This window comes from Streptosporangium sp. NPDC005286, assembly GCF_040607515.1.
Lineage (GTDB): Bacteria > Actinomycetota > Actinomycetes > Streptosporangiales > Streptosporangiaceae > Streptosporangium.
On sequence record NZ_JBEXGU010000232.1, the window covers coordinates 1 to 11,211 of the forward strand.

Consider the following 11,211-nt stretch of genomic DNA (forward strand, 5'->3'; position numbering starts at 1 on the left):
GGCCGGTCGGCGCCCCTTCAGCGCCCGCTCAGGCGGCGGACGGCGAGGGAGGCCACCCGGACGGCGGCCGAGGGGGAGAGGCGGGTACCGCGCCAGGCGAGGCGGCCGGTGGCGGGCGCCACGATGAGGGCGCGGTTGCGGGCCATGCCCCTGATGATGTCGGCGGCCAGCGCGTCGACGGAGTAGAGACGGCCCATGGTCTTGCTCGCCGACTCGCGGGCGCCGGCGCCGGTCGGGGTCTGCGGCAGGCCGGGATTGGCGTTGTCGAGCAGCGGGGTGTCGGTGAACCCGGGGCAGACCACGCTCACCCGGACACCGTGGGCGGCGGCCTCGGCGCGCAGGGCGAGCGAGAGCCCGACCACCGCGTGCTTGGTCGCCGTGTAGGGCGCCATCAGCGGCGCGGGGACCAGTCCGGCCAGGGACGCGGTGTTCACGATGTGCCCGAAGCCCTGCCGCTTCATGATCGGGTAGGCCGCGTGGACGCCGTGGACGACGCCGCGCAGGTTCACGTCGATCGTCCGGTTCCAGTGGTCGAGGGTGAGCTCGTCGACGGTGCCGCCGACCGCGATTCCGGCGTTGTTGAAGACGACGTCGAGCCGTCCCCGCTCGGCCGCCACCCGCTCGACGAGGTCGGCCACGGCCCGCGCGTCGGAGACGTCGAGCGTCGCGGCCGAGCCGCCGAGCTCCTTGGCGGCACGCTCGGCCCCGGCGCCGTCCAGGTCGGCGATGACGACGTGCGCGCCGCGCCCGGCGAACTCGCGGGAGACGGCCAGGCCGATGCCGGAGGCGCCCCCCGTCACGATCGCCGTTCTCATCCGCCCGCCTTCCCGGTCCGTGTCGTGCCGGGCGCCGGGGGCGCCCAGATGCCCATCGCCTTCCACACCCGGCGCTGGACGGGGTTCATCAGGCCCAGCTCGGCGCAGAGCTCGCGGGTCTTGCCGATCGAGTCGCGGATCTCCGCGGCCATCTCGGGGTTGCCGGTGTAGACCTCCCTGACGACGTCCTCGGGGATGCCGAACGTCCTGATCATCGAGCCTGGCGGTGAGAGCATGATCCGGGCCATGATGCCCAGGATGACAGGGGAGACGAGGCCCAGTGTGAAGCGCCGGTAGCGGGGCATCCGGGGCACCCGGCGGCGCAGGTAGTGGCGGGCGAAGGAGATGTGCCTGGCCTCCTCGGCGATGTGAATCCGTATGATCGTCTCCTCCAGCGGATGCCGGGCCCTGCCCGTTTTGATCATCTTGCGCTGCACGTGGTCGATCGGGTCCTCGCCGCCGAGGACGAAGACGAAGAAGAGCTCGGTGGAGATCAGCGGGATCCACGGGGTGATCTGCGCGAGCAGGCTCAGCGGCCCCGGCATTCCCCTTATCGGAAGTTTCGTGCGGTTCACGAACTCTTGGAACATCATCCCGTGATGTCCCTCTTCGATGGTCTCGTGGTAGACGTAGCGGAACTCGGGGGAGCCGTTCGGCAGCCGGTATGCGTAGTTCAGCAGTCCGCGCTTGAGCAGGTTCTCGAACTGCAGGCCGATCTTCATGGCGGTCGCCACCCGCCACAGCCCGATCCTGGCGCGGATCTCGGGAGGCTGTGCCCGGTACCAGGCGTGGCCGCCCAGCCTGTCGACCTCGGGCAGTTCCCAGCGCGGGTCGTCGGCGAAGACGAGGAACTCCTTCTCGTCCCAGGGGATGTCGACGTACGGCTCCCAGTGCTTGTCGACGGACGCCTTCGAGAGGCGCTCTATGACCGCCTCGTACGCGCGTCTCTCGGTGACCTGCTGGTCGCCCTCTCTGTCCGCGGCGGTCTCTGGGGCTGGTGTCATCGCTGCCCTCCCATCGGATGTCTGCGCTAATTGTACGAAGCATCCAATAAGACGGAAAGCCCTGCGGAGGTATGAGGTCCCTCGCGCCGGTGTGACGTCCTTCACTCAGCGTTGTATTAAGGCCACTCCTGCTCCGGTCGGTGACCTGTCCGTCGCTGCAGGTGATGTAACCCTTCGACTATGGCAGTGGTTGCAGCCCCCCGGCCCCTCCTGGGAATCGCGCTCCTGACCTTCGTCAGCGCCGCCTGGGGGTCGGCTTTCCCGCTGATGAAGGACCTCATCGTCCGCATGCCCGTGGCGGACCTTCTCGCCGAGCGGTACGGCATCGCCACGGTCGTGCTGGTCGCGCTCCGCCCGAGTAGCCTGCGAGGGCTCTCCGAGAGCACCTGGCTGATCGGCATCCTGCTCGGCCTGCTGTTCGGCGTCGGCCAGACGGTCCAGGCGGTCTCGCTGCACGACCTGCCCTCGTCGGTCTCGGGGTTCACGGTCGGCTCGTACGTGGTGATCACCCCGGTCCTCGGGCTGGTCCTGCTCGGTGCCAGGACCTCGGCCAGGATCTGGGCCGCGGTGGCGCTGGCGACCGTCGCGATGACCGTGTTCACCCTGCTGAAGGGCGTGGAGGGCGACATCTCCCCGCCCGCGCTGGTCGCCACCCTGGTGTCGGCCGTCCTGTACGCGGCCCACACGCTGGTGCTCGGCAACTCCGCCGAGGCGCGGCGACACGCCTACGCGGTCACGGTCATCCAACTCGGCGCCATCGCCGTCATGACGGGCGTCCTCGCCCTGCCGGGCGGCCTGACCCTGCCCGCCACGCCGGTCGACTGGGTGATCCTCGGCCACCTGTCGATCGTGGCCTGCGCCCTGGGTTTCCTGGCCCGCTCGTGGGGCCAGGTCCACGTGCCGCCGGTGTCCGCCACGGTGATCCTGTCGACACAGCCGCTCTGGGTGACCGTCCTGGCCGTCGCGCTGTACGGGGAGTCGCTCACCCTGAGCGTCTTCATCGGCGGAGGGCTGATCGCCCTCGCCATGCTCCTGGTCGTGCTGCCCAGGGGGCTGTTCAGCTCAGTTCGGCGGGGGAGAGGCCCAGTTCCGCCGCGGCGGCCGTCTGGATGAACTCGGTCATGCGCGCCCGGGAGAGCAGCCGCCTGTGCACCGTCACCTGGGTGGCCAGGCCGTCGATGAGAGACATGATCCGCCAGGTCGAGCCCTCGGGGTCCGCGCAGACGAAGGTTCCCGCCTCGACGCCGTCGTCGATGATCGCGTGAAGCGCCTCCTTCCACCGCGTGTCGATCCTGCGGGACGTCTCCTCAAGCTCGGAGTTGCGCATCGACTCGGCCCAGGCGTCGATCCACAGGGCCCACGACTTGGTCTTTCCGCCGGGGGGATAGAACCTGAGCAGGGCCCGCAGCCGGTCGAGGGGTGAGCCGCCCGACTCCTCCACCCTGGCGAGCGCGTCCAGATGGAGTTGGGCCGCGTAGGAGAATGCCTGGGCGAACAGCTTCTCCTTGGTCTCGAAATGGTAGAAGAGCAGCGCCTGGCTGACGCCGGCCGCCTGCGCGATGTCCGCGGTTCGGGTGTGACCGAACCCCTGGGCCGCGATGACATCGCAGGCGGTTCGGAGCAGATCTTCACGACGTAATCGCCCAAATCCCCTTGCCACAAGGGAACACTAGCGGGTCAGGGGGCGCCGTCCTGGTCGGGGTGCAGGGGGATCCGCAGGACGAACCGCGCGCCCCGGACGCTGTCCTCCAGCCTCAGGATGCCGCCGTGGGTGCGGGCGATCTCCCTGGCGATGGGGAGTCCCAGTCCGGTGCCTCCCTCGTCCTTGTTGCGGGAGGCGTCCAGCCGGGCGAACCGCTGGAAGACCAGCTCCCGCTGCTCGGGCGCGATCCCGGCGCCGTCGTCGAGCACCTCCACGACGGCCGTTCCGTCGTCCCTGGTCACGCTCACCGAGACCTTGGAGTCGGCGTGCCGTTCGGCGTTGTCCAGCAGGTTCGTCAGCAGCCGGGCCATCCGGAGCCGGTCGCCGGTGATCGCCACCCCCGGCTGCAGTTCCCTGTCGATCCGGACGTTGCGCCGGTGCCTGTCCAGCTCATCGCAGACAAGCACGCCCAGATCGATCCGCTCGTAATGGGCGGGCACCCCGGAGTCGAGCTTGGCCAGTGTCAGCAGGTCCGAGACGATCGCCTGAAGCCGGTCCAGGCTGGCGAGCATCGCGTGGGCCTTCGCCGTCCAGTCGACGTCGTCGGGGTAGCGCAACGCCTCCTCCACCTGGGCGCGCATGGCGGTGAGCGGGCTGCGCAGGTCGTGCGAGGCGTCGGAGGCGAACCTGCGCTGCTGCTCGGCCGAGGCCTCCAGCCGGTTCAGCGTCTGGTTGATCGTCTCGGCCAGTTGCCTGATCTTGTTCCGCGCGGCCGGCACCGGCACCCGGCGGCCGATGTCGGTCGCGGTGATCTCCTCCAGCTCGCGTCTGATCGCCTTGACCTGCACGAGCGCCGTCTTCACGGCCCTGAGTGTCACGATCGTGAAGGCGGCGCCGCCTATCACGATGGTCGTCGTGACGGCGGTGAGCGTCAGTCGACGCCGTACCGACCGCGCGTTCCCCGCGAACACTTCACTCCTCGGCGCTGAATAGAGCCACTAGACGGATTAATTGCCGTTTCCTGGTGATTGATGGCCAAGAAGGGGCAAATATCCTTTCACCTTCCCCTGTAGAGCATTGCTCTGTACGGCTGATCGGGTGCTGGCTAGAGTAAGTGAGCACTGATTGGAGCGGACATGAATCTTCAGGAGTACCGGCGGCGTGCCAGGACCTGGCTGGAGGCCAACGCTGGAGACGTCGAGGCCGAGGCCACCCCGGACGCGGGTGGGGTCGCCGCCGCGAAGGCCTTCATGGCGCGCATGTACGACGCGGGCTATTCGGGGATCACCTGGCCGAGCGAGTGGGGTGGCCAGGGGCTGACCCAGGCGGAGGAGCGGGCCTTCGCCGAGGAGGCCGCGGGCTTCACGCTGCCGACCTACGTCTTCTCCATAGGACTCGGGATGTGCGGGCCGACCCTCGTCGACCTCGGCACCCCCGAGCAGAAGGCCAGGCACCTGCGTCCGCTGCTGCGTGGCGAGGAGATCTGGTGCCAGCTCTTCTCCGAGCCCGGCGCCGGCAGCGACGTCGCCGCCCTGCAGACCCGGGCCACCCCGGCCGAGGACGGCTGGACGGTCACCGGGCAGAAGGTCTGGACCTCGGTCGCCCAGCACGCCTCCTACGGGCTGCTGCTCACCCGCACCGACGTGGACGCGCCCAAGCACAAGGGCCTGTCGATGTTCATCGTGGACATGCGCGCCCCCGGCGTCACGGTCCGCCCGCTGCGGGACATGACAGGCCGCGCCCACTTCAACGAGATCTTCTTCGACGACGTGCACATCCCCGCGGAGAATCTGGTCGGCCAGGTCAACGACGGGTGGAGCTGCGCGGTCACCACACTCCTGCACGAGCGCCTGTCCATCTCCAGCGGCGTCGGCATGGGCGGCCGCAAGGACAACCCGGTCGCCTTCGAGGTGCTGCGCCACACCGCCGACACCGCCGACCCGGTGGTCAGGGACCAGCTCGTCGAGCTGCACATCCGCTCCCGCGCGCTCGCCCTGTTCAACGAGCGCCTCTCCCAGGAGACCAAGGCCGGCGTCTTCCCCGGGGCCAGGGGCAGCGCGGCCAAGCTGCTGCTGGCCGAGCTGACCATGTTCCAGGCCGACCTCGCCACCTCGCTGGCCGGACCGGGGGCCGTCGCCTACGAGGAGGGTGGCGGGCGGCTGGCCGAGGCCGTCTCACTCGCTCCCGCCATGGCCCTCGGCGGCGGCACCAACGAGATCATGCGCAACATCATCGGCGACCGGGTGCTCAACCTGCCGCCCGAGCCGCGGGTGGACAAGAACGTGCCGTTCAAGGACCTCAAGGTGAACGGGTGACCTCCGGGCTCGCGCAGAAAGGCGGAAACACATGAAGCTCGTGCTCACCGAGGAGCAGCGGGAACTGCGCGGCGCGGTCCGTGCCTTCCTCGCCTCCGCCTCGCCGCTGCCCGAGGTCCGGCGGGCCGTCGAATCCGAGACCGGCCACGACCCCGAGGTCTACCGCAGGCTCAACGGCGAGCTCGGGCTCGCCGGCCTCGTCGTCGGAGAGGAGCACGGCGGCGCGGGGGCCGGGTACGCCGAGCTCGCGGTGGTCCTGGAGGAGACCGGCGCGGCGCTGCTGCCGGGACCCTTCCTGGCCACCACCCTCGCCGCGATCCTGCTGACCGAGGTGGGCGACAAGGAGCTGCTGCCCGGCATCGCCGCGGGGACCACGCTCGCGACCGTCGCCCTCGACGGCGGCCGCGCGCTCAACGGTGCCGAGGCCGACGTGGTCCTGGCGATCGAGGGGCCGCGGGTCCTGGCGGTCAGAGGCGGTGACCGCACCCCGCTGACCACCCTGGACATCACCCGCAGGCAGGCGAAGGTGGATCTGGGCGCGGGCGAGGAGATCGCCTCGTCGACGGAGGGCGTGGCGAGGGCCAGGGACCTGTTCGCGGTCGCGGTGGCCGCCGAGCAGCTCGGCGTGCTGCGCGCCTCGCTGGACGCCATCGTCGGCTACGCCAAGCTCCGGGTGACCTTCGGCCGCCTCATCGGCTCCTACCAGGGCGTCAAGCACCGGCTCGCCGACATGCACTGCAAGCTGGAGCAGGCCGAGTCGATAGTCCGCTACGCGGCCTGGGCCGCGGACGAGGCGCCCGGCGAGCTCTCCTCGGCGGCCGCGCTCGCCCAGGCCTACGTCGGCAGGGCCTGCTTCGAGGTGGCCCGGGACAACCTCCTGCTGCACGGCGGCATCGGTTTCACCTGGGAGCACGACGCGCATCTCTACTACAAGCGCGCCAAGGCCGACGAGGTGCTGCTGGGTGCGCCCCGCACGCACCGTACCCGCCTCGCCGAACTGCTGGAGCTCTAAAGGAGGAACGTCCATGGCCGACATCAGCGGGCTACCCACCTTCTACCGGATCGCCGAGGCCGATCCCGGCCGCCGCGCGCTGATCCACCCCGACGGTGCCGTGACGACCTACGGAGAGTTGCTGGCCACGGCCAACCAGGTCTCACACGGCCTGCGGGCCCGCGGGCTCGGCCGAGGCGACGTGGTCGCCGGAGTGCTGCCCAACGGCATCGACGCGGTGGTCATGCTGATGGCCACCGGGCAGGTGGGGCTGTACTACGTACCGGTCAACTGGCACCTCACGGCCGCCGAGATCGACTACATCCTGGCCGACTGCGACGCCCGGGTCGTGGTCGCCGACCCGTCGTACTCCGTCGAGAAGGCCGTCGGCGTGGCCGAGCTGGCCGAGGGACAGCCCACGACCGCCCCTGACGACCGCTCGGGCGGCGGCGTCATGTGGTACACCTCGGGCACCACCGGGTTCCCCAAGGGCGTGCAGCGCCCGCTCTCCAGCCACGAGCCGGAGGTGATCGTCCCGCTCTACGCCTGGTTCCTGGGCGAGGTCTGCGACCTGCGGGCCGGCGACGAGATCCACCTGGTGACCTCGCCGATGTACCACTCCGCGCCGTGCGCGCACACCATGTTCGCCCTCCACCTCGGGCACACCCTGGTGATCGCGCCCAGGTTCGAACCGGAGGCCATCCTGGAGCTGGTCGACAGGTACCGGGTCGGCAACGCGCTGATGGTGCCGACCATGTTCCACCGGATGCTGCAGCTTCCGGCGGAGGTCAGGGCGCGCTACGACGTGTCGTCGCTGCGGCAGGTGGTGCACACCGGCGCGGCCTGCCCGGTGGCGGTCAAGAAGGGCATCATGGACTGGTGGGGGCCGGTGCTGTACGAGTACTACGGCTCCACCGAGACGGCCATCGCCTTCTCCGTCAAGCCGCACGACTGGCTGGAGCGTCCCGGCACGGTCGGCCGCCCGGCCCCGACCTTCGAGGCGAGGATCCTCGGCGCGGACGGGGAGGAGCTCCCCGCGGGCGAGCCCGGCATGATCTACGTCAGGTCGGGCACCGGCGGTTTCGAGTACCGCAAGGACCCGGAGAAGACCGCCGCCAGTATGCGCGGTGACTGGTACGCCCCCGGTGACATCGGCTTCATGGACGCGGACGGCTTCCTGTTCCTCTGCGACCGCCGCACCGATCTGATCATCTCCGGCGGGGTGAACATCTACCCCGCGGAGATCGAGGCGGCGATCCTGGAGCACCCGGCGGTCGCCGACGTCGTGGTGATCGGCGTGCCCGACGAGGAGTGGGGCCACCGGGTGGTCGCCCTGATCCAGCCGGTGCCCGGCCCCCACCCCTCGGTCGAGGAACTGCTGGCACACCTCGGCCCGCGGATCGCCCGCTTCAAGCACCCCAGGGTCATCGAGTTCCGCGACGAGCTGCCCCGCACGCCCACCGGGAAGCTCTCCCGCTCCAAGGTCAGGGAGGAGTATCTGGCCTCCTGACGGTCTCGCACCCGTACGCCCGGCGGACCGGGGCGTTCGCCTCCGGTCGACGGGAACGCCGGAGAGGGGCTCCCCGATCCGCTCGCGCCGGGCCGCCGCGTGAAAGAGGTGCGGAAATCTCAATTCACCTCAATCTTGAAGCGCTTTTCGTGACCACTGTTTAATCGCTCGTATATCGATAATTAATTTATCCATGATATCATGTTGGAAATTGCCGGATAAGTGCGGCTAATGTTTCGGGCGTAAACTCCAGTCAATTCAAAGGAGTGTCGTCCGTGTGTTACGACGCAGCTGCCGCCCCGCCTGTGCCGAATGCTCCGATCACCCGGGCGGAGGCCGCGCAGGCCATCCTGACCTCGGGTGACGGCACGCGCATCGGCGCATTTCTCGCCCGCCCCGAGAAGCCGTCAGGGGTGGGGGTGCTCGTCCTCCCCGACAATCGCGGACTGTCGGGCTTCTACCAGCAGCTCGCCGTGCGGCTGGCGGAGCTGGGGCACACCGCGGTCGCGATCGACTACTACGCGCGCACCGCCGGAACCGACTACCGCGACCGGCCCGAGAGTTTCGCCGACATGGCCACGCTCATGCCGGACCATCTCGCCAGGCTGACCTCCGAGGGACTGTCCGCCGACATGTCGGCCGGTGTCGAAAGGCTCCGCGAGAGCTGCCACGCCGTGGTCTCCCTGGGGTTCTGCATGGGGGGCAGGTTCGCGTTCAACACCGCCGCCCCCCGCTTCGGCCTCGACGGGGTCATCGGGCTGTACGGCTTTCCCGGCGAGCTCAACGGGGCTCCCGGCCCCATCCAGCTGGCCCCCCTGATGACCGCGCCGGTCCTCGCCCTGTGGGGTGGTGGCGACGAGAACATCCCGCCGGCCATGGTGACCGCCTTCGACGACGCCCTCACCGCCGCCGGGGTCGGGCACGAGTTCGTCACCTACCCGGACGCGCCCCACGGCTTCTTCGATCAGCGGCTTCCCGACTTCGCCGACGCCTCGGCCGACGCCTGGCGGCGCATCACCCGCTTCATCTCCGCCACCGGCCAGGAGGCCACGGCGAAGTGAGACCGGTCGAGTCCGGGACGTGATCGGTCGCGCGTCCGACCGGCTCCGGCGGCGGAACCTCGCATCCGTGACCGGGCTTCGGGCCGGCCGCTTCGCGGGAGCCCGTGGTCAGCGGGTGATCCACTCGGTGGAGGTGGTGACCTCCCGCAGCACGCCGGGGATCGGCTCGACGCCGATGCCCGGCCCGCCGGGGACGTCCAGATGGCCGTCGCTCAGTTCGAAGGGCGGCGTGATGTCCGTCGTGTAGTAGCGGTGGGAGGCGGAGATGTCGCCGGGCAGCGTGAAGCCGGGCAGGGCGGCCAGGGCGACGTTGGCGGCGCGGCCGACGCCCGTCTCCAGCATGCCGCCGCACCAGACGGCGACGCCGTGGGCGCGGCACAGGTCGTGGATGCGCCGGGCCTCCAGGTAGCCGCCGACCCGGCCGGGCTTGACGTTGACCACGGAGCAGGCGCCCAGCGAGATGGCGGCGGCCGCGTCGGCGGCCGACTCGATGGACTCGTCCAGGCAGATCGGGGTGGCGATCCTGCCGGCCAGCCGGGCGTGCTGGACGATGTCGTCGTGGGCCAGCGGCTGCTCGATGAGCAGCAGTCCGAAGGGATCCAGCCTGGCCAGGTGGGGCGCGTCGGTGAGGGTGTAGGCGGCGTTGGCGTCGACCTGGAGGAGCAGGTCGTCGCCGAAGCGCTCCCGTACCGCGCGGACCGGCGCCAGGTCCCAGCCGGGCTCGATCTTGAGCTTGATCCGGACGTAGCCCTCGTCGAGATAGCCCGCGACGGTGTCCAGGAGTTCGGGGACGGAGTTCATGATCCCGATCGACACCCCGGCGGGAACGCGGTCGGCGGTGGCGCCGAGGAAGGAGGCGAGGGACTGACCGGACGCACGCAGCCAGGCGTCCAGGACCGCGCTCTCCAGGGCCGCCTTCGCCATCCGGTGGCCCTTGAAGGGCTGCAGCGCGCGGCCCACGCCGTGGACGTCGGCACGGGCGGGCAGGGCCGGGATGAGGAAACGGCGCAGCACGTCGGCGGCGGCGTCGACGTACTCGGGGGAGTAGAGCGGGTCGGACATGGCCACGCACTCGCCCCAGCCCTCCGCCTCGGGGGTGACCACGCGGAGCAGGAGCACGTCGCGTTCGGTCTCCGTGCCGTAGGAGGTACGGAACGGCGTGACCAGCGGCATCGCGATCCGCCTCAACTCGATCCCGGTGATCTTCAAGCTTCCTTCTCCCATTCGTCGCACCGGGTTCCATTGTCATGCCGGGCGTCATGCCGGGCGTCATGCCGGGGGCGCTCCCGCGTCGGGAGTGACCCGCCTGGGGGCCGCCGCTCCACGAGGTGGCCCGTCTCACGGCCGAAGCCGATCGCCTCCTTGCGGCAGACCGCCCGGTGTCTCGCGGAGGAGCGGCCGCCACCCCCGTCCCATCTCGGCTCATGCCCCCGCGAGGCTCAGGCGGGCCTGCCCAGTTCGGCGCGGAACAGCCGGTGCACGTTGCCGCCGATGATCTTCACGATCTCCTCGTCGGCGAAGCCGTGCTTGAGCAGGGCGTCGGTGACCAGGGGCAGGCCGCTCGGGCCGGACAGTCCGGGCAGGGTCGCGCCGATGTCGACGCCGCTGTAGCCGGGCTCCTCGCAGCACGGGGGAGTGACGTCGTGCATGACCTCGCGGATGAAGTCCGGACCGAGCCCCACGTGGTCGATCCCGCCGACGCTCACCACGTGCTCGATGTGGTCGACCAGCCGGTCCACCGTGTACTCGGTGACGTCCTCCGTCAGGAAGGCGGGCAGGAAGTTGACGCAGACCACGCCGCCGGTGGCGGCGACGGCGCGGATCTGGTCGTCGGTCAGGTTGCGGTGGTGGTCGCGGAGCGCGCGGGCCGAGG

The 11,211-nt window shown here is 70.3% G+C and carries 11 protein-coding genes; 5 read left to right on the forward strand and 6 right to left on the reverse strand.

All coding sequences use genetic code 11. The features are described 5' to 3' along the window. Positions 1 to 17: 17 nt before the first annotated feature. Both ABZU75_RS42300 and ABZU75_RS42305 read right to left on the reverse strand, forming a co-directional pair. On the reverse strand, positions 18 to 815 hold the full coding sequence (locus ABZU75_RS42300) for an SDR family oxidoreductase (RefSeq protein ID WP_355567734.1): 798 nt from the start codon (positions 813 to 815) through the stop codon (positions 18 to 20). Then, entirely contained in the window at positions 812 to 1,819 is a 1,008-nt protein-coding gene (locus ABZU75_RS42305) for a diiron oxygenase (protein ID WP_355567737.1), read from the reverse strand. Before ABZU75_RS42305 ends, ABZU75_RS42300 begins: the two co-directional genes overlap by 4 nt. Positions 1,820 to 1,999: 180 nt before the next feature. Between ABZU75_RS42305 and ABZU75_RS42310 the strand changes: the two genes are divergently transcribed. Beyond that, on the forward strand, positions 2,000 to 2,932 hold the full coding sequence (locus ABZU75_RS42310) for a DMT family transporter (RefSeq protein WP_355567740.1): 933 nt from the start codon (positions 2,000 to 2,002) through the stop codon (positions 2,930 to 2,932). Here ABZU75_RS42310 and ABZU75_RS42315 read toward each other — a convergent pair. Continuing rightward, on the reverse strand, positions 2,877 to 3,479 hold the full coding sequence (locus ABZU75_RS42315; protein WP_355567745.1) for a TetR/AcrR family transcriptional regulator: 603 nt from the start codon (positions 3,477 to 3,479) through the stop codon (positions 2,877 to 2,879). The two genes, ABZU75_RS42310 and ABZU75_RS42315, sit on opposite strands and share 56 nt — an antisense overlap. 17 nt (positions 3,480 to 3,496) lie before the next feature. After that, complete coding sequence (locus ABZU75_RS42320) at positions 3,497 to 4,432, reverse strand: HAMP domain-containing sensor histidine kinase (protein WP_355567749.1); 936 nt, start codon at positions 4,430 to 4,432, stop codon at positions 3,497 to 3,499. Between the two features lie 165 nt (positions 4,433 to 4,597). On the opposite strand from ABZU75_RS42320, the gene ABZU75_RS42325 reads away from it, so the two are divergent. The 4 genes from ABZU75_RS42325 (at position 4,598) to ABZU75_RS42340 (ending at position 9,338) form a co-directional block, all read left to right on the forward strand. Continuing rightward, positions 4,598 to 5,776 carry an acyl-CoA dehydrogenase family protein gene (locus tag ABZU75_RS42325; protein WP_355567752.1) on the forward strand — a complete coding sequence of 393 codons (1,179 nt, stop codon included), beginning with the start codon at positions 4,598 to 4,600 and terminating at the stop codon, positions 5,774 to 5,776. A gap of 31 nt (positions 5,777 to 5,807) precedes the next feature. After that, positions 5,808 to 6,788, forward strand: coding sequence for an acyl-CoA dehydrogenase family protein (locus ABZU75_RS42330; RefSeq protein WP_355567755.1), 981 nt, complete (start codon positions 5,808 to 5,810; stop codon positions 6,786 to 6,788). A 13-nt stretch (positions 6,789 to 6,801) separates the two neighbouring features. Next, positions 6,802 to 8,277, forward strand: a complete 1,476-nt coding sequence (locus ABZU75_RS42335; RefSeq protein ID WP_355567759.1) for an AMP-binding protein — start codon at positions 6,802 to 6,804, stop codon at positions 8,275 to 8,277. A 275-nt stretch (positions 8,278 to 8,552) separates the two neighbouring features. Then, a complete protein-coding gene (locus tag ABZU75_RS42340; protein ID WP_355567762.1) occupies positions 8,553 to 9,338 on the forward strand; it encodes a dienelactone hydrolase family protein in 786 nt (261 codons plus the stop codon). A 108-nt stretch (positions 9,339 to 9,446) separates the two neighbouring features. On the opposite strand, the gene menC is transcribed toward ABZU75_RS42340, so the two are convergent. Together menC and ABZU75_RS42350 are read right to left on the reverse strand one after the other, a co-directional pair. After that, on the reverse strand, positions 9,447 to 10,547 hold the full coding sequence (menC, locus tag ABZU75_RS42345) for an o-succinylbenzoate synthase (RefSeq protein ID WP_355567765.1): 1,101 nt from the start codon (positions 10,545 to 10,547) through the stop codon (positions 9,447 to 9,449). 230 nt (positions 10,548 to 10,777) lie between these two features. Further along, the coding region (locus tag ABZU75_RS42350) for a membrane dipeptidase (RefSeq protein ID WP_355567768.1) at positions 10,778 to 11,211 on the reverse strand (434 nt) is incomplete at its 5' end.

What these genes read in the sequence shown, in the direction of transcription:
- ABZU75_RS42300 (WP_355567734.1), bottom strand. Translation starts at nt 815, where the DNA reads ATGAGAACGGCGATCGTGACGGGGGGCGCCTCCGGCATCGGCCTGGCC.
- ABZU75_RS42305 (WP_355567737.1), bottom strand. Translation starts at nt 1,819, where the DNA reads ATGACACCAGCCCCAGAGACCGCCGCGGACAGAGAGGGCGACCAGCAG.
- ABZU75_RS42310 (WP_355567740.1), top strand. Translation starts at nt 2,000, where the DNA reads ATGGCAGTGGTTGCAGCCCCCCGGCCCCTCCTGGGAATCGCGCTCCTG.
- ABZU75_RS42325 (WP_355567752.1), top strand. Translation starts at nt 4,598, where the DNA reads ATGAATCTTCAGGAGTACCGGCGGCGTGCCAGGACCTGGCTGGAGGCC.
- ABZU75_RS42330 (WP_355567755.1), top strand. Translation starts at nt 5,808, where the DNA reads ATGAAGCTCGTGCTCACCGAGGAGCAGCGGGAACTGCGCGGCGCGGTC.
- ABZU75_RS42335 (WP_355567759.1), top strand. Translation starts at nt 6,802, where the DNA reads ATGGCCGACATCAGCGGGCTACCCACCTTCTACCGGATCGCCGAGGCC.